The sequence below is a fragment of the Streptomyces sp. NPDC051218 genome (genome assembly GCF_044455475.1).
Classification (GTDB): domain Bacteria; phylum Actinomycetota; class Actinomycetes; order Streptomycetales; family Streptomycetaceae; genus Streptomyces.
In genome coordinates this window covers 428,372-444,940 of the sequence record NZ_JBITEU010000002.1, presented here as the reverse complement: position 1 = coordinate 444,940, position 16,569 = coordinate 428,372, and the positions used below count along the sequence as shown (strand labels likewise).

The following is a 16,569-nucleotide window of genomic DNA, read 5'->3' as shown; positions in this document are numbered from 1 at the left end:
TGCCGCGACTGTCCGAGTGCCCCGCTCGGCCCGCCTCAATCGGCATCCACCGGCGGGCGCACGGGTGTCCTCGCGCGGGCGACACTGGGGGCATGCGCCTCGTCGACCAGAGCCCGTCCCCGTCCGTCTACGGCCGTCTCCGCGTCGAGCGGCGCGACCTGTCGCCGGCGCGCTGGCTGGAGCAACGCCCGCCCCACGACGACGGGTTCGGCACGGTCGCCGGTGTCTGCGCGCCCGGCTTCGACGCGTACGCGCGCGTCCTCCACCCGGCCTGGCTCGGCACTCGGCCGGTGCGGTGGGACCAAGTGGCCGCCGCGTACGGCCGTTCGGTGTCGGCGGCCACGCGATGGCACGAGCTGATCGGCTTCGAGGGCCGCCTCTACCGGAACGACGACACGCCGGCCGTCCCCGGCGTCTGGGACGAACACCCCGACGAGGGCCCGACCCCCGCCCACGTCGCCCGCACCCTGATCTCCGTCCTCGCCCGGCACACCCGCACCCCCGACCGCTGCTGGTACGGGCTCTGGGAGGGATACGGCCAGTACAACTGGGACGGCTGCCCCGTGTTCCGCACGCCGGGCCGCGACGAGATCCTGCTCTCCGGGCCGCTGGACGACGCCGACTCGCCCGCGTCACCGGGCGGCGAACCCGATGAGGGGGTGCCCGAACTTCCCGACCTGTGGTGGCCCGACGACCGTGCCTGGTGCGTGGCCGGTGACGTCGATCTGGTGAGTACGTACGTCGGCGGTTCGGCGGCCTGCGTAGCGGGCCTCCTCGCGACTCCCGGCCTCGAGGCGTACGAGATCTCCGAGACCTCGGCGGTCGACTGACCTGCCGTCACCGTCGGGGTTCACCGTCGCCGTCGGGGTCGAACTCCTCTATCACGGCGCCATGTTCGAGGGGCGAGATCACGACGAAAGCCTCGTCTCGACGGCCTCTTCCGCCTCCCTGTCCTGCGCGCGCCGCGGGGTGACTAGCATGGCGCGATGTGTGGTCCGGAAGATCGCCGTCCCCTTTGGCGTTTCCGCCGGACCCACGACCGATGCGTACATCGGTCGGCTCGCTGCTTACCTGCACTCAAGGACCGAGGGACCGCTGAATGCCCGTGCCTGCTCCTCCCAGCCCGCACCGAATAGAGAAGGCGCGCCGGCCCGCGTCGGCCCTGCCCGTGGTCGTGCTGGTGGTGACCGCCGCGGCCGGTGCCGTCGCGGGCGTCATGGCGCCGGACGACGCCCGGGTCTGGACGGTGGCTTCGGTCCTGACCGGCTGGCTGTGTCTGGCGATCACGCTCGTGACGAGTTCGCTGCTCGTCAAGCGGGTCCGCGGGGCCGCCGCCGCCGACCGCTCCGAGGCCGCGTCCCTCAAGGCGCAGCTGGCGCGCCAGGGCGCCGAGTCCGCGCATCTGGTGAACGTCACGCTGCCGACCGTGGTGAAGCGGCTGCGCGACGGGACGAGTGCCACCGAGACCTTGGCGCAGACCTCTCCGCCGTCGGACCCGCAACTGCGCCAGGTCATCCACGTGTTCGCGTCCGTGGTGGAGGAGACCGTCCGGCACGCGGCCGACGTCGAGTCCCGACGCAACCAGGCCCAGGGTCAACTCGCCCTTGCGGCCGAGGAGTTGGACCAGCTGACCGGGGTGACGCTGCCGACCGCGATCGAGCGGCTGCGTGAGGGCGCGTCCGCGGACACGGTGCTCGCCGGTCTGGAGTGGCCACGCAATCCCCTGCTCCGGGTGCCCGCCGAATCGTTCGTACGGGAACTCGCCTACAGCGAGCGGCGCGCCGCGGCCGCGCAGGCGGCGTCCGCCAAGGCGCTGAGCCGCGTGCAGGCCAAGTCCGTGAGCATGCTCGCCGACCTGCGGGACATGCAGGAGCGGCACGGCGTCGAGGTCTTCGGCGATCTGCTGCGCCTGGACCACAGCACGTCGCAGCTGGGTCTCATGACCGACCGCCTCGCCCTGCTCATGGGCGGTCGCTCCAGCCGCGCCTGGAACAAGCCGATCGTCATGGAGAGCATCCTGCGAGGCGCGGTGGGCCGGATCTCCGCGTACCAGCGCGTGCGACTGCACTGCTCGACCACTGTCGCGATCGCCGGGTTCGCCGCGGAGGGCGTCATGCACGTCCTGGCCGAACTGATGGACAACGCGGCGAACTTCTCGCCGCCCATCGACGAGGTGCACGTCTATGTGGAGGAGCGCAGCGCCGGGATCGTCGTGACGATCGAGGACAGCGGCCTGAAGATGGCCGACGCGGCCATGCGCCGCGCGGAGGAAGCGGTCTCCGGGCACGTGAATGACCTGGCATCGCTGCAGGGCACCCGGCTCGGTCTCGCGGTGGTCGGGCGCCTCGCCGCCAAGTACGGCATGAGCGTCAACTTCCGGCCGTCCTCGCGCGGCGGCACCGGCGTCGTGGTGCTCCTGCCGCCCCAGCTCCTGGCCCAGCAGCGTGACCCCGCTCCCCAGCAGCTCGCTCCCCGCAGCGTCGAACCGGCGCCCGCACAGGCGGCGACGGCTCCCGCGCCGGCAGTTCCCGCGCAGGCGACCCCGGAGGCCCCGGCCGTCACCCCGGAACAAGCCGCCCCCGTTCAGCCCACCGGTACGGAGACCCAGCCCCAGCCCCAGCCGGAGCACTCCCGCCCCGCGGCCGCCACGACCAACGGCCTGCCCGTGCGCGCCCCGGGCCGCACGATGGCCGAGGCGGAGCGTGAGCGCGAGCAGCGCAGGGCGGCGTCCGACGCCGCCGCCGGAGCGGGGACGCTCTCCGGGGACGCGGGGCTTCCGCCGCGGGACGCCGGTTCGCGTTTCGGTGCCTTTCACCGCGCGCGGCGGGCCGCGGGCGACGTGCCCGGCTCCCCCGCGGCTCCCGAGTCCCCCGCCGATTCCGGGCCGCCGCCCACCGAGTAGACCGAAGCCACCCGCACGGCGCCCGGGCTCTGGCGCCCCCCTTCCCCGCTCGAAATCGTGAGATTGGAGGGACGGGCAGGTGACCGGAAGAACCGAGCATCTCGCCCCGCCTACCATGCAGACCACTGACAACAGCCTGACCTGGCTCCTGCAGAGCCTCCTGAAGCGCACCCCCGGTACGCGGCACGCCCTGGTGCTCTCCCGGGACGGCCTGAAGCTGTGCTGGAGCGAGCATCTGACGCTCGACCAGGCTGACCAGCTGGCGGCGATCTGCTCCGGCATCCAGGCGTTGGCCCAGGGTGCCTCGATGGAGTTCGGCGACGGGACCGGCGGTGTCCGGCACTCCATGACCGAGTTCCACGGCGGGCTGCTCTTCATCGTCGAAGCCGGTCTGGGCGCGCACCTGGCCGTGGTGGCGGAGGAGAACGCCGACCCGGGTGTCGTGGGGCATCAGATGACCGAACTGGTCGAGCAGATCGGTGAACATCTGCGCGCCGAGCCGCGCGGTCAGGGCGAAGGCAGCGGCTCCTCGTGACGCCGCGCAGGCCCGTGGACATCGGTGATCCGGACCGGCTCTACACGGTCACCGGCGGTCGCAGCCGCGCCGACGACGCTTCGTTCGACCTGGTCACGCTGGTGGTGAGCGAGTGCGAGCCCACTGCCGGGATGCAGTCGGAGCACGTACGGATCCTCGAACTGTGCCGGCATCCGACGGCCGTGGTGGAGATCGCCGCGGAGATGAAGCTGCCGATCACGGTGGTGCGGATCCTCCTGGGTGACCTGCTCGCGATGGGCCGGATCACCGCCCGCCATCCCCGCGCGGCCGGCTCGGCCGCCTCGATCCCCGATTCCGCCCTTCTCAAGGAGGTGCTCCATGGGCTCCGCAACATCTGAGCTGCCCTCCCGTACGCCCCTTTCCGACACTGCCGAGACCGGCCTGAAGATCGTCGTCGTGGGCGGCTTCGGGGTCGGCAAGACCACGCTGGTCCGGTCGGTCAGCGAGATCCGTCCACTGAACACCGAAGAGGTGATGACACAGGCCGGCATCGGCGTCGACGAGACGGCGGACGTCGCCGCCAAGACCACCACGACGGTGGCGTTCGACTTCGGCCGCATCAGCCTCAACGAGCGTGTGGTGCTCTATCTGTTCGGCGCTCCCGGCCAGGAGCGCTTCTGGTTCCTGTGGGACCGGCTCTTCGCGGGCACGCTCGGCGCGGTCGTTCTGGTCGACACGCGGCGCATGGACGAGTCCTGGTACGCCATCGACCGGCTCGAACACCACAAGACGCCGTTCGTGGTGGCCGTCAACCGCTTCGACGACGACACCTCCACGCACTCCCTGGAGGAGATCTGCCAGGCCCTGGCGCTGCCCGACCATGTGCCGCTGATCGACTGCGACGCCCGGGTGAGATCGTCGGGCAAGGACGTCCTGATCACCCTCGTGGACCACCTCTACGCACTGGCCATGGCCCAGGAGATGACACCGTGACCGAGCCGACCGGATCCCCTTACGAGCAGAGCCCGCCGCCCGGGTGCCCGGCCCACGCGGGCACGGGCGCGGTGCGCCTGGGCGGTCTGGAGTACCAGCAGACGCCTTCGCAGCTCTACCGCAGCCTGCGCAGGGAACACGGCGCCGTCGCGCCGGTGCTCCTCGACGGTGACGTGCCCGCGTGGCTGGTGCTCGGCTACTCCGAGGTCAGCTACGTGACCGGCCACGACGAGCTGTTCGCCCGCGACTCGCGGCGCTGGAACCAGTGGGAGCACATACCCGCGGACTGGCCGCTGCTCCCGTTCGTCGGATACCAGCCGTCGGTCCTGTTCACCGAGGGCGCGGAGCACCGGCGGCGGGCGGGGGTCATCACGGAGGCCCTCGAAGGGGTCGACCAGTTCGAACTCGCCCGGGACAGCGCCCGGATCGCCGACCGGCTCATCGCCGAGTTCGCCGGCAGCGGCCAGGCGGAGCTGATGGACGCGTACGCGCACGCGCTGCCCATGATCGCCGCCGTGCAGATGTGCGGCATGCCGGAAGCGAGCACGGACACCCAGCAGCTGGTGGACGACCTGCGGATCTCGCTCGACGCGCACGAGGGCGACGACCCGGTGGCGGCGTACACCCGCGTCGCGGAGCGCATCCAGCTCCTGGTCAAGGAGAAGCGCGAGAAGCCGGGCGCCGACGTCACGTCGCGGATGCTGACGCACTCGGCGGGCCTCACCGACGAGGAGATCGTCCAGGACCTGATCTCCATCATCGCGGCGGCGCAGCAGCCGACGGCCAACTGGATCTGCAACACGCTGCGGTTGATGCTGACCGACGAGCGGTTCGCCCTGAACGTGTCCGGCGGGCGCCTGAGCGTGGGCGAGGCCCTCAACGAGGTGTTGTGGCTCGACACCCCGACCCAGAACTTCATCGGCCGCTGGGCGGTGCGCGACACCCAGCTCGGCGGACGGCAGATCCGGGCGGGCGACTGTCTGGTGCTCGGCCTCGCCGCGGCCAACACGGACCCTCAGATCTGGCCCGAGTCGCATGTCGGCCCGGAGAACTCCGCGCACCTGTCCTTCAGCCACGGCGAGCACCGCTGCCCCTACCCGGCCCCGCTGCTCGCCGACGTCATCGCGAGGACCGCGGTCGAGACGCTCCTGGAGCGGCTGCCCGACCTCGTCCTCGCGGTGGAGCCGCACGAGCTGACCTGGCGCCCGTCCATCTGGATGCGCGGTCTGACGTCGCTGCCGGTGCAGTTCACACCTGTGGCGCACTGAAACGGAGCCGGGGCGCCGCCTTCGGGCGGCGCCCCGGTGCGTCAGTCGGTGACGGGGGTGAACTCCACCGGCAGCGACTGCGGCCCCCGGGTGAAGACACCCTGCTCCACGGGGTCGAAGCCCTTCGCGAGCCGTACGTCCGGCATGGCGTCCAGGAGTTGGCCGACGCCGATCTCCACCTCGGCCTTGGCGAGCAGCGCGCCCACGCAGAAGTGCCGGCCGAGGGCGAAGGAGAGATGGTCGGCGGCGGCGGAGAACGCGGTCGTCGTCGTCAGGTCCTCGCGGAAGATGTCGAAGCGGTCGGGGTCGCCGTAGCGCCGCTCGTCGCGGTTGGCCGAGCCGATGAGGCAGGTGACGGTGGCCCCGGCGGGGATCGTGCCGCCGGTGACCTCGACGTCGGTCGCCGACTGCCGCATGATCATGTGGACGGGGGGCGTGTGGCGCAGGGTCTCGGCGAAGGCGCGGGCGATCAGGGTGCGGTCCTGCCGGACGGCTTCGAGCTGCTCGGGGTGCATCAGGAGGTTGGCGAAGATGCTGGCGATGGCCTTGTCGGTGGTCTCGCCGCCCGCCGCGAGCAGCAGGCTGCAGAAGGCCTTGATGTCCTCGTCGCTCATGCGCACACCGTCGACCTCGGCGGCGCACAGCGTGGAGAGCAGGTCCTCGCCGAGGTTGTCGCGGCGCTCCCGGATGATCGGGATCATGTAGTCGGCGAACTCCACCCGGGTGCGTTCGCCGGCCGCCGCGACCTCGGGGTCGCCCGCCAGGTTGCCGAGGAAGGCGATGACGGTGGTGTACCAGCCGTGGAAGCGCGCGTGGTCGGCCTTGTCCAGGCCGAGCATGTCGGCGATGACGTTGACGGGGAAACGGGTGGCGTAGTCCGCGACCAGGTCGACGCTGCCGGTGTGCCGGAAGGTGTCGATGAGTTCACGGGAGTTGCGCTCGATGACGGGCAGGAACTTCTCCTGGAGGTCACTGCCGCGGAAGGCCGGTGCGACGAGCGCGCGCCGCACGGAGTGCTCACGGCCGCTGAGCTGGAGGATCGTCTTGCCGTGTACGGGCTCGATCTGCCAGTCGTAGTTGTCGGTGGTGAACTGCGAGGCCTTGTCCTTGAACACCCGCTCGACGTCCTCGTACCGCGAGATGATCCAGCTCTGCGTCGCCTCGTGCCAGAACAGCGGCGCGCTCTCCCGCATCGCTCGATAGGCGGGGTACGGGTCCTTGGCGAACTCGGGCGAGAGGATGTCGGGGACCTGCTGCGCGGTGGACATGTGGCTCCTAGGTCGAAAACAGGCAACGCGCACCAGGCTATTGATCACTTACTGAGGCAACCAGCCCCTCCCGGCCGACGGTTGAGCGCTGCACTAATGTTGGCCGAAAATCACCCTCGCCCCATCGGTCGGAGCCGACGGGGCGAGGGGAGCTTTCCCTGGGCGGTCCGGGCCGTCAGCAGCTGAGCTTGTCGCCCGGCGTGACGCCGAGGATGCCGGTGAACTTGGTGTAGTTGTCGATCCGGCTCTGCACCTGCCCGGGGTTGGCTCCGTTGCACTCCAGGGTTCCGTTGATGCTGCGGATCGTCTCGCCGAATCCCGCGCTGTTGACCATGGCGTTGTGCGGCGTCATGGTCCCCGGGCCGTTCTGCGTGTTCCAGTACCAGAGGCCGGTCTTCCACGCCACGGCCGAATCGTTCTGCACGAGGTCGGGATTGTTCAGGAGGTCGATGTTCAGGGCGTCGCCGGCCGCCTTGTAGTTGAAGTTCCAGCTGAGCTGGATCGGGCCGCGCCCGTAGTACTTGTCGTTGCCCGCCGGGCAGCCGTAGGGCTGGGAACTGTCGCAGTAGTGCGGGTAGTTGGCGGTGTTCTGCTCGACGACGTGGACCAGACCGCCCGTCTCATGACTGACGTTCGCCAGGAAGGCCGCGGCCTCCTGCTTGCGTACGGTGTCGCTGCCGGTCTGGGTGAACTCGGGGTAGGCGCTGAGCGCCTGCGTGAGACCGCTGTAGGTGTAGAAGGAGTTCCTGTTCGGGAACATCTGGTTGAACTGGGCCTCGCTGACGAGGAATTCCGCCGCCGCCCGCTTGCCGGACTCCGCCTTCTCCGCGGAGGCGTTGGGCGCGAGGGTCAGCAGGGTGAGCGCGGCGGCCGACGCGGTCGCGGTCAGCGCGGCAAGGACACGAAGACGCATGGGGGATCACTCCTTGGCGGGCCGGCGCATGCAGGTGCACGGCCGCCCGTCACGTGGTGGGGGGGGAGGATGCGGGTTCGTCTCTCGCACGCGAGTGGGGGGTGGGGGTGGGGCGCGAAGAGGCGCGACAGGAACCCACCAGTGATCGCACCGGCGACCGGGAGCTGCAGCTGCCCGGAATGGCTCCTACCGTTGGACTAGACCATACCGAGTGACGGGTCCGCGTCAATACCCTTTCGCATGCTCACAGTTGACGGGGAGCCGAGGCGGAGATCGCCGGGCGTATTCCGGTACGTCCGTGGCCGGCCCCCGCGGCCGTACACTGAAGCGGTGTCGGGCAGGTCCCTGCTCCGCCCGGCCACCCGTGATCAGCCCTCCGCGACCCGGATCCGGTCCTCTGCGACCAGCCGCGCGGCGCGCGGGTAGCGCCCTCGGCCGTCCTGGCCCTCGGGCCGCACGCAGATATCCCCCTGCGGGGCCAGCTCGCCCAACGCGTATCACCGCGGATTCCGGTTCGCCGTCGCCCCGCCCCGCCCCTCCGGCCGGGCGTGCGCGGTGTGCCCGGACCGCCTTCGAGGGGACTGTTGTGAAGCTCAGCGCACTGCTCGACGGACACGACCACCACGTTCTGCACGGTGACCCGGGCGTCCCGGTCACCGCGGGAATGACCTTCGACGCCGGACAAGTGGCGTCAGGATCGCTGTACGTCGCCGTTCCCGGCCACGAGGAGGGCGGACCCGGGGGCATCGGCCTGGCACTGGAACGAGGGGCGGTGGCGGTCCTCTGCGAGGACGGCGCGCTGCCGGAGGTGGAGCCCGCCGGACGGGACGTGTGCGTGGTGCGGGTGACCGACGCACGGGCGGCCGCCTCGCTCGCCGCCTCCCGGTACTACGGCGACCCCGGCCGCGCGATGGACGTCGTGGCGATCACCGGGACGAACGGCAAGACCTCCGTCTCGTACATGATCGAGTCGGCGCTCAGGCTGGCCGAGGGCGCGAAGGTGGGGGTGATCGGCACCTCGGGAAGCCGGATCGGCACGGAGCGGATCCCGATGCCGCGGTCCGTCCTGAGCACCCCCGAGTCGCCGGATCTGCACTACCTCCTCGGCCATATGCGCGACCGGGACACCAGCAGCGTGGTGCTCGAAGCCACGTCCATGGGTCTGCTGCAGCGGCGCCTCGACCATGTACCCGTGGACATCGGCGTCTTCACCAATCTCACCCAGGACCACCTGGACGACCACGGGACGATGGAGCACTACAAGAACGCCAAGCTGCGCCTCTTCGCCGAGTTGTGCGACCGCGCGGTGGTCAACGCCGATGACCCTGTCAGCACCGAGATCATGGCCCTGATGCCCGGCGCGGTGACCACCTACGGCCTGGACACACCGGCCGACTACCGGGCGAGCGACCTGGCCGTGGACGCGGCGGGCACCCGCTTCACGCTCCACCACGACGGCCGCAAGTACCCCGCCGCGATCCCGATACCGGGCCGCTTCTCGGTGTCGAACGCCCTGGCCACCCTCGCCGCGTGCCATCTGCTCGGGCATGACCTTCCCGCCCTCGTCGCAGCCCTGGACCGGATGCCGCCGACTCCGGGCCGGCTCGAACGCTTCACCACCGCGCAGGGGGTCTGCGTGATCGTCGACTACGCGCACTCCCCCGACTCGCTGGAGAAGGTCCTCGCCACGATCCGCGGCTTCGCGACCGGGTCGGTGATCACCGTCTTCGGCTGCGGCGGCGACCGTGACATCACCAAGCGGGCCCAGATGGGCGAGATCGCGGGCCGTCGATCCGATCTGTGCGTCCTCACATCGGACAACCCTCGCGGCGAGGATCCCGAGGCAATCCTGGACCAGATCGTTCCCGGCCTGGCGTCGACCGGGACCCCCTTCCACCGGGTGGCCGACCGCCGCGCGGCGATCTCGCGCGCGCTGACCGCCGCACGGCGTGGTGACATCGTGCTCGTCGCGGGCAAGGGCAGCGAGCCGCACCAGATCGTCGGCGAACAGCTCATCCCCTTCGACGACATGACAGTGATCCGCGAACTCGACGCGCTGTAGGGGCGGTTCACGCGGGTGGGTGTGCGATTCATCCACCGCGTCGGCTCGCGCAGTGCGAATCGGGCACTGGTGCGGCGGGGACCACGGCGTTTACGGTCCCTGCACTTTCCGCCACAGCACCTGGCGCGTTCATGGTGCTGTCACCCAGGGAGCCGCCTGTGCCCAAGGAGCCATCTCCGTCCGTCACCGAGGTCGAGACGCACGGAGTCGAACGCATCCCGGACGCGGACCGCTCCGCGGGGCCGCTCGACCTGTTCCGTCTCGCGTTCGGCGGCGCCAACACCTTCGCCACCTGTGTGCTCGGGGCGTTCCCGATCCTGTTCGGACTCTCCTTCTGGCAGGGGCTCGCGGCGATGCTCCTCGGGCTGTTCATCGGTGCGCTGCTGCTCGCCCCGATGGCGGTGTTCGGGCCGCGCAACGGCACGAACAACGCCGTCTCCTCGTCGGCGCATCTGGGCGTGCACGGCAGGATCGTCGGTTCCTTCCTCTCGCTGCTCACCGCCGTGGCGTTCTTCTCCCTGTCGGTGTGGAGTTCGGGCGACGCGCTCATCGGCGGCGCGCACCGGCTGCTCGGGGTGCCGGAGAGTGACGTGGCCTACGGCTGCGCGTACGCGGTGTTCGCCGCTCTCGTCCTCGCCGTGTGTGTCTACGGTTTCCGCTTCATGCTGCTCGTCAACAAGGTCGCGGTGGTGGCGGCGACCCTGCTGTTCGTGCTCGGCCTCGTCGCGTTCGCGGGGGACTTCGACCCCTCGTACGCGGGGATCTTCACCGCGGACGCCGACCGGGCGACCCAGGACCTGTTCTGGCCGTCCTTCATCGGCGCCGCGCTGATCGTGCTGTCCAACCCGGTCTCCTTCGGCGCCTTCCTGGGCGACTGGGCGCGCTACATCCCGGCCGACACCCCCCGCCGCAAGGTGATGGGCGCGGCCTTCCTCTCGCAGGTCGCCACGGTGCTGCCGTTCGGCTTCGGTCTGGCGACGGCGGCGATCATCGCCGAGCAGGCGCCGAAGTACATGGACCCGGCGGCCCCCAACTTCGTCGGCGGTCTGCTCGCGATCGCGCCCGCCTGGTACTTCCTGCCGGTCTGTCTGATCGCGCTGATCGGCGGCATGTCGACCGGCACCACCGCCCTGTACGGCACCGGCCTGGACTTCTCCTCGGTGTTCCCGCGGCTCAGCCGCGTGCGGGCCACGGTCCTGATCGGCGTCCTGTCCATCACGTTCATCTTCGTGGGCCGATTCGGGTTCAACCTCGTCCAGGCGATCTCCACCTTCGCCACGATGATCATCACCTGCACCGTGCCGTGGATGATCGTCATGATGCTCGGCTACGTCACCCGGCGCGGCTGGTACGACCCCGAAGCGCTGCAGGTCTTCACGCGCAGGCAGCACGGCGGCCGCTACTGGTTCGCCCGTGGCTGGAACTGGCGCGGCATGGCGGCCTGGTGGACCGGCGCGGTGACCGGCGTGCTGTTCACCAACATTCCGGGACAGTTCGTCGGGCCGCTCGGCGACCTCGCGAACGGCGCCGACATCAGCCTTCCGCTGGGGGCGGCCGTCGCGGCGGTCCTCCACCTCGCCCTGCTCGGGGCGTTCCCGGAGCCGCGCGGGGTGTTCGGGCCCGAGGGGCCGCGCTGGGTTCGCGCGGCCGACACACCGGTCGCTCCGATCACGGGACCGGAGGGCGGCGCCCCCGAGGAACGCTCCGCGACGGTGCGGGCGTAGCTCAGTCCGCCTCCTCCAGTTCCCGCTTGAGGTTCTTCAGGGTCCTGTCGATGTTGCCGACCTGGAAGACCGCGAAGGTGCGCCCGCCCGTGGCGAGACGGTCGAAGGCGTTGGCCACGAAGGTGGGCCAGGACCGCCTGTCGTCCGTCCAGGTCTCGGTCACCTTGGTGCCGCCCTCGCTCTCCTGGAAGCAGTACTCCCAGGTGGCGATGGGCGCACGCAGCCGGGGGCGTTTCAGTCCGATCGCGTGCACGCGGAAGGCGAAGCGTTGCCCCGGCTCGGCCTTGGTCACCGTGCAGCGCGTGGTCCAGCGGAACGGGCCCCGCTTGTTGTGACCGTCGAAGACCAGGCCGACGGCGGCGGGTGCCTCACCTCCGGGCACGGTCGCCCCGAGGTTCTCGGGGCTCCAGCGCCCCATCAGAGCGGGCTGGCTGACCTGCTCGTACACCGTCCGAGGCGGCGCCTCGACCAGGATGCTGCGGGACACTGTGAACGTGCGGGTCATGGCAACTCCGTTCCTCGACCCGCGACCTTACTCACCAGTAGCACGAATGTCAGCCCCTCCCCCACGGAGGAGGGCCTCAGACCAGGCCGGTGACCGTGACGGTGATGCCCGGGACGGCAGGCTCACCGGTCACGCGCTCGACGGCCTTCGCCGTGGCCGAACGCACCTCCCGCGTCACGTCCAGGCTCCGGCGCCCCCGGTGCAGGACGACGTACACCTCCACGCTCAAGGACCCGGTGTCCTTCTCCCGCCGCACCTGTACTCCCGCGGAGCCCGGCGGAGTGCTGGGCAGGCCGCGCCGCAGCACCGCCGACGACCGCAGCAGGTCCGCGAGGCCCGGCCGCAGGAAGGCGACACCCGGGGTGCCGAGCACTGCCTCTATGACGGCCTCCGCCACCCTGCGCGCAACGTCTCGCTCGCTCATCGCCGCCGCCCTTCCGTGCTGTCGCCACCGGCATCATCGATGACGTCGGCGATCGTCACGTCGACGACCGCGATCCGCATGCCGAGCTCGTCGTCCACCGCGTCACGCACCCGGTCGCGCACCAGGTCCGCGACCTCCTGGAGGTGCCACGTGAGCGGCACCTGCACCTCGATCCGGATCCTGACCGGCCCGCGCGCGAGGCGGCCCGCGGGCGCCGGGGGCGCGGGCTCGTCGAGCGGTTCGATGCGGCAGCTGCCCGCACGCACGCCCGGCAGCGACTCCGCCGCGGCCCGGACCGTCCTGGCCGCGGCGGCCTCCACGATCCACGCGTCCTCGTCCTCGTCGCCCAGGGGCAGCGTCCTGCCCGGCCGCAGTTCCAGACGCACCACGTCCATGACACGCCCCGCGAGCGCGGAGGTGTCCTGCTCCCGCGGCGCCGTGTCGCGCGCCTGAGTGACGATCCCCTCCAGGCGCAGCAGGGCGTTCAGGGCTTGCGTGCAGTGCGGGCAGCCGTCGGCGTGGGGGTCGGGCACGCCCGCCTCGCGCTGTTCCCATACGTGCGACAACTCGCGCCCGCAGGGCAGCAGTTCGTCCTCGGGCAGCACTCCGAAGCCCGCCTCCCGCTCGTCGTCCCGTCCTGTTTCCCCGTTCATCGCCATGCGGCCATCGCCTCCGTCAGATAACGCCGCGCCCTGAAGACACGGCCGCGGACCGCCTCCGGACTGATGCCGACCGTCTCGGCGATGACCTCGTACGACGCGCCGTCGAGTTCGCGCAGCACCCAGCACACCCGCTGCTCCGGCGACAGGCCCGCCATCGCCCGGCCCAGGTCCGCCACGGCGGCGTACCCTTCGGCCGCCCGCGCCGGCGAGACCTCGTGCTCCGGCGCGGCGGGCTCGGGCAGTGCGTCGAGGGCCACGACCGGCCGCCGCGAGCGCAGCAGGTTCAGGCAGCGGTTGGTGACGATGCGGTAGATCCACGTGCCGAACCGCGCGTCCCCGCGGAACTCAGGCAGCTTGCGCCAGGCGCTGACGAAGGAATCCTGCACGGCGTCCTCCGCCTCGGGGCGGCTCCCCAGCAGGCGCGTCGCGAGGCGCAGCGCCATGGGCGCGTGCCGGTGCACGAGGGCCTCGAAGGCCTCCTCGTCGCCCTCCGCGGCCCGCACGGCGAGCAGTCCGTCGTCATGTGTGGACGACGCGTCCGCTTCCTCGGTTTTCGCGTCCGCTTCGTCGGCTTTCGCGTCCGCTTCCTCGGCTGTTCCGCCCCGGTCGCCCGGCACACGCGGCTCCTCTCACTCCGGTCGTGCTCCTACGACACACGAAGGGCCCGCCGCGTTACGCGGCCCAGGAACGCTACATGCCGGGGCGGGAAATTCCCGCGAGGCGCGTAACGGAGCCGGGGTACTCGGGTCGGAGCAGATGAAGAGGTGGACAACCCGACGACGAGGAGACGCCACCATGACGACGCAGGACCTCACCTCCAACACAGCAGCACCCGGCAGCACCGAGAAGGACCTCGGCGGTGAGCTTCGCCGCACCACTCCGGGAGCCACCACCGTCAGCGGAGCCACCGGCGCGGCGCAGCCCGCGGCGACGCGGGGCAAGACGTCCATCGCCGATGTCGTGGTCGTGAAGATCGCCGGCATGGCGGCCCGCGAGATCCCCGGCGTCTTCGACATGGGAGGCGGCCTGTCCCGCACCATCGGCGCCGTGCGCGACCGCGTTCCCGGCGGGCGCCCCAACGTCGGCCGTGGGGTGAAGGTCGAGGTCGGTGAGCGGCAGACAGCGATCGACCTCGACATCGTCGTCGAGTACGGCGTGCCCATTACCGACGTCGCCCACGACGTGCGCGAGAACGTCATCTCGGCGGTGGAGCGCATCACGGGGCTCGAAGTGGTCGAGGTGAACGTCGCCGTCAACGACGTCCATCTGCCCGAGGACGACAGCGCGGACTCCGGCGCCGAGACCCGCGTCGAGTAGGGCGGGGCGCCGCCCCGCGGGCAAAACGTGACGATCCCCTTCTGTGGTGTGAGGTGAGTGGTGAGCACAGCTCTGGTCGGCCTCATGGCGGGCATGGCCCTGGGATTCGCCGGGTGGTTCGGCGGCTTCGGCGCATTCCTTCTGGTCGCCGCGCTCGGCGCGGTCGGCTTCGTCCTGGGGCGCTTTGTCGACAACGGCACGGACATACGCGCCTTCCTCGGCGGGCGTGACCGGGAGCGGCGGTGACCACGCCGGCGGCGGAGCGCGGGACGACGACCGTCGCGGTCCGCGCGGTGCGCCGCATCGCGCAGCGCGCCGCGACGGAGGCGCTCGCGCCCGGCGCGGTCGAGGTCGAGGGGGGTTCGGCGGCCGTGCGCGGCAGGCGGGCGCAGGTCGGCGTCACGGTGACGCTGGCCTATCCCGCCGTGCTCGACGAGGCGGGCGAGAGAGTACGGTCGCACGTCGCCGAGCGCACGGAGCGGCTCACCGGACTCACCGTGTCCTCGGCGCGGATTCGCGTACGGGGGCTGTCCCGGGGCCTGTCCCGCCGCGAGCGGCCCGCATCGCCCATCGAGGCCGCCGGGCAGGTCGCTGGGCGTGCGCACCGCCCCTGGTCTCAACGCCGCCTGCCCGTCGGGGTGTTGGCCGTGCTCGCCGCCGCGGTCTGCGGGGTGCTGCTGTACGACGTGGTGTCCGTGCACGCGGCCGGCCAGGCTCCCGCAGGATGGCGGGTCCGGTTGATGGAGTGGCTCGGCACGCACGGGCCCTACGGCGGCACGACCTCGGGCGTCCTCGTGGCGATCGCCGTCTTCGCGCTCGGCGTCTGGCTGCTGGCCCTCGCCCTCACGCCGGGCCGTCGCGGCGTCCTCCCGATGAGGCCGCCGCTGCCGGGGGTGCGCGCGGCCCTGGACCGGCGGGCGGTCGCGGTCCTGCTGCGGGATGCCGTAACCGGCGTACCGGGCGTCGGCAGGGTCCGGGTGAAGGTCGGCCGCCGTACGGCGCGGGTGCGCGCCGGGCTCGAGTTCGGCGAGCTGAAGGGTGCGCGCCGGGCGATGACCGAGGCCGCCGACACGACGACAGCGAAACTCGGCCTCGCCGGACCACTGCGGCTGCGCGTGCGCCTAGGCACGGCACCTGGCTGGCGCGACCCTGCGGGGGCCGGGGCCTCGGCAGAGCCCTGGGCAGGGAGCGGGGCAGGGTCCGGGAGCGGGCCCGGGTCCGGGGCAGGGAGCGAGGCACGGTCCGGGTCCGGGGCAGGGAGCGAGGCACGGTCCGGGTCCGGGGCAGGGAGCGAGCCCGCGGCAGAACCCGGGTGCGGGTCCGTACCCGAGGCAGGGTCCGGGCCCGGGGCTGAGACAGGGCCCGGGAGCAGGGCAGGGCCCAGGAGTGGTGCCGAGCCCGGGAGCGGGGCCGGCGCGAGGGGGAGGAGTGTCTCTGATGAGCCGACTCCGTAGTGGCACGAACCGGGTGACTCTGCTCTGTGCGGCGGCAGTTCTCCTGGCCTTGGGGGCGGCTCTGGCCTCCAGCGTCGCTCCCGTCCGCGAGCGGCTGCCGGCGTCCCTGCCCCGCCTCGGCGCCGACCGGGTGTGGCTGGACCAGGAGATGCTCGGCCGGTGGCGTGACCACGGCTGGTGGCCGCCCGTCGTGATCGCCGCGCTGGCCCTCCTCGCCGTCCTGTTCCTCTGCTGGGCGGCCGCCCAGATCCGCACCGGCCGGCTGCGCGAACTCCCGCTCGGGCAGCCCGGGATCACGCTCTCCGCCACGGCCCTGGCCTCCGCGATGGCCGAACGCGCCCGAGCCGTCGACGGCGTGGCCCGCGCGCACGTACGACTCCTCGGACGCCCCCGGCGGCTGCACGCCCGCATCACGCTGGTCCTGGAGCCCGACGGCTCCCCCGAAGCGGTGCTGCGCGAGCTCGCCCGGGGCACCATCGCGGAGGCACGGGCGGCGACCGGACCCCGCGTCCTGGAGGCGGACGTTCGCCTCACGACCCGGCGGCACCGGGTGCGGCGCATTCGCTGAAGCTGAAACGCCG

Annotated in this window: 18 protein-coding genes; 12 read left to right on the top strand and 6 right to left on the bottom strand. The window is 71.7% G+C overall.

Annotated features, from left to right (window positions below):
* Positions 1 to 92 precede the first annotated feature (92 nt).
* The 6 genes from ACIBCK_RS08420 to ACIBCK_RS08395 all read left to right on the top strand — a co-directional run bounded on the left by ACIBCK_RS08420 (position 93) and on the right by ACIBCK_RS08395 (position 5,659).
* A complete protein-coding gene (locus tag ACIBCK_RS08420) occupies positions 93 to 830 on the top strand; it encodes a hypothetical protein (RefSeq protein WP_399387970.1) in 738 nt (245 codons plus the stop codon).
* 269 nt (positions 831 to 1,099) lie between these two features.
* The gene (locus tag ACIBCK_RS08415; protein WP_399387969.1) at positions 1,100 to 2,902 is read left to right on the top strand and encodes a sensor histidine kinase; all 1,803 of its coding nucleotides are present in this window, start codon (positions 1,100 to 1,102) and stop codon (positions 2,900 to 2,902) included.
* Between the two features lie 115 nt (positions 2,903 to 3,017).
* Positions 3,018 to 3,437, top strand: coding sequence for a roadblock/LC7 domain-containing protein (locus ACIBCK_RS08410; protein ID WP_367039075.1), 420 nt, complete (start codon positions 3,018 to 3,020; stop codon positions 3,435 to 3,437).
* On the top strand, positions 3,434 to 3,796 hold the full coding sequence (locus tag ACIBCK_RS08405; protein WP_399387967.1) for a DUF742 domain-containing protein: 363 nt from the start codon (positions 3,434 to 3,436) through the stop codon (positions 3,794 to 3,796). The genes ACIBCK_RS08410 and ACIBCK_RS08405 overlap by 4 nt, the downstream gene beginning before the upstream one ends.
* Positions 3,777 to 4,391 carry a GTP-binding protein gene (locus ACIBCK_RS08400; protein ID WP_399387965.1) on the top strand — a complete coding sequence of 205 codons (615 nt, stop codon included), beginning with the start codon at positions 3,777 to 3,779 and terminating at the stop codon, positions 4,389 to 4,391. The genes ACIBCK_RS08405 and ACIBCK_RS08400 overlap by 20 nt, the downstream gene beginning before the upstream one ends.
* Positions 4,388 to 5,659 (top strand): cytochrome P450, encoded by a 1,272-nt coding sequence (locus ACIBCK_RS08395; protein ID WP_367039077.1) that lies wholly within the window; start codon positions 4,388 to 4,390, stop codon positions 5,657 to 5,659. Before ACIBCK_RS08400 ends, ACIBCK_RS08395 begins: the two co-directional genes overlap by 4 nt.
* A gap of 41 nt (positions 5,660 to 5,700) precedes the next feature.
* Here the strand turns inward: ACIBCK_RS08395 and ACIBCK_RS08390 are convergent, their stop codons facing one another.
* The gene (locus tag ACIBCK_RS08390) at positions 5,701 to 6,927 is read right to left on the bottom strand and encodes a cytochrome P450 (protein WP_399387963.1); all 1,227 of its coding nucleotides are present in this window, start codon (positions 6,925 to 6,927) and stop codon (positions 5,701 to 5,703) included.
* Between the two features lie 175 nt (positions 6,928 to 7,102).
* On the bottom strand, positions 7,103 to 7,840 hold the full coding sequence (locus ACIBCK_RS08385) for a chitinase (protein ID WP_399387961.1): 738 nt from the start codon (positions 7,838 to 7,840) through the stop codon (positions 7,103 to 7,105).
* Positions 7,841 to 8,426: 586 nt separating this feature from the next.
* On the opposite strand from ACIBCK_RS08385, the gene ACIBCK_RS08380 reads away from it, so the two are divergent.
* Both ACIBCK_RS08380 and ACIBCK_RS08375 read left to right on the top strand, forming a co-directional pair.
* Complete coding sequence (locus ACIBCK_RS08380; RefSeq protein ID WP_399387959.1) at positions 8,427 to 9,902, top strand: UDP-N-acetylmuramoyl-L-alanyl-D-glutamate--2,6-diaminopimelate ligase; 1,476 nt, start codon at positions 8,427 to 8,429, stop codon at positions 9,900 to 9,902.
* A gap of 131 nt (positions 9,903 to 10,033) precedes the next feature.
* Positions 10,034 to 11,626, top strand: coding sequence for a purine-cytosine permease family protein (locus ACIBCK_RS08375; protein ID WP_399387957.1), 1,593 nt, complete (start codon positions 10,034 to 10,036; stop codon positions 11,624 to 11,626).
* A gap of 1 nt (position 11,627) precedes the next feature.
* On the opposite strand, the gene ACIBCK_RS08370 is transcribed toward ACIBCK_RS08375, so the two are convergent.
* The 4 genes from ACIBCK_RS08370 to ACIBCK_RS08355 form a co-directional block, all read right to left on the bottom strand.
* Complete coding sequence (locus ACIBCK_RS08370; protein WP_399387955.1) at positions 11,628 to 12,131, bottom strand: SRPBCC family protein; 504 nt, start codon at positions 12,129 to 12,131, stop codon at positions 11,628 to 11,630.
* Between the two features lie 76 nt (positions 12,132 to 12,207).
* Positions 12,208 to 12,555, bottom strand: coding sequence for an Asp23/Gls24 family envelope stress response protein (locus ACIBCK_RS08365; RefSeq protein WP_399387954.1), 348 nt, complete (start codon positions 12,553 to 12,555; stop codon positions 12,208 to 12,210).
* Positions 12,552 to 13,214 carry an Asp23/Gls24 family envelope stress response protein gene (locus tag ACIBCK_RS08360; protein ID WP_399387952.1) on the bottom strand — a complete coding sequence of 221 codons (663 nt, stop codon included), beginning with the start codon at positions 13,212 to 13,214 and terminating at the stop codon, positions 12,552 to 12,554. Before ACIBCK_RS08360 ends, ACIBCK_RS08365 begins: the two co-directional genes overlap by 4 nt.
* Positions 13,205 to 13,729: an RNA polymerase sigma factor gene (locus ACIBCK_RS08355; protein WP_399388880.1), complete on the bottom strand. Its 525-nt coding sequence runs from the start codon at positions 13,727 to 13,729 to the stop codon at positions 13,205 to 13,207. The genes ACIBCK_RS08360 and ACIBCK_RS08355 overlap by 10 nt, the downstream gene beginning before the upstream one ends.
* Positions 13,730 to 14,012: 283 nt before the next feature.
* On the opposite strand from ACIBCK_RS08355, the gene ACIBCK_RS08350 reads away from it, so the two are divergent.
* The 4 genes from ACIBCK_RS08350 to ACIBCK_RS08335 are packed head-to-tail and all read left to right on the top strand — an operon-like array spanning position 14,013 to position 16,556.
* Positions 14,013 to 14,534 carry an Asp23/Gls24 family envelope stress response protein gene (locus tag ACIBCK_RS08350; protein ID WP_399387950.1) on the top strand — a complete coding sequence of 174 codons (522 nt, stop codon included), beginning with the start codon at positions 14,013 to 14,015 and terminating at the stop codon, positions 14,532 to 14,534.
* 60 nt (positions 14,535 to 14,594) lie between these two features.
* The gene (locus tag ACIBCK_RS08345; protein WP_399387948.1) at positions 14,595 to 14,780 is read left to right on the top strand and encodes a hypothetical protein; all 186 of its coding nucleotides are present in this window, start codon (positions 14,595 to 14,597) and stop codon (positions 14,778 to 14,780) included.
* Complete coding sequence (locus tag ACIBCK_RS08340; RefSeq protein WP_399387946.1) at positions 14,777 to 15,988, top strand: DUF6286 domain-containing Asp23/Gls24 family envelope stress response protein; 1,212 nt, start codon at positions 14,777 to 14,779, stop codon at positions 15,986 to 15,988. Before ACIBCK_RS08345 ends, ACIBCK_RS08340 begins: the two co-directional genes overlap by 4 nt.
* Positions 15,972 to 16,556: a hypothetical protein gene (locus ACIBCK_RS08335; RefSeq protein ID WP_399387944.1), complete on the top strand. Its 585-nt coding sequence runs from the start codon at positions 15,972 to 15,974 to the stop codon at positions 16,554 to 16,556. The genes ACIBCK_RS08340 and ACIBCK_RS08335 overlap by 17 nt, the downstream gene beginning before the upstream one ends.
* Positions 16,557 to 16,569 lie beyond the last annotated feature (13 nt).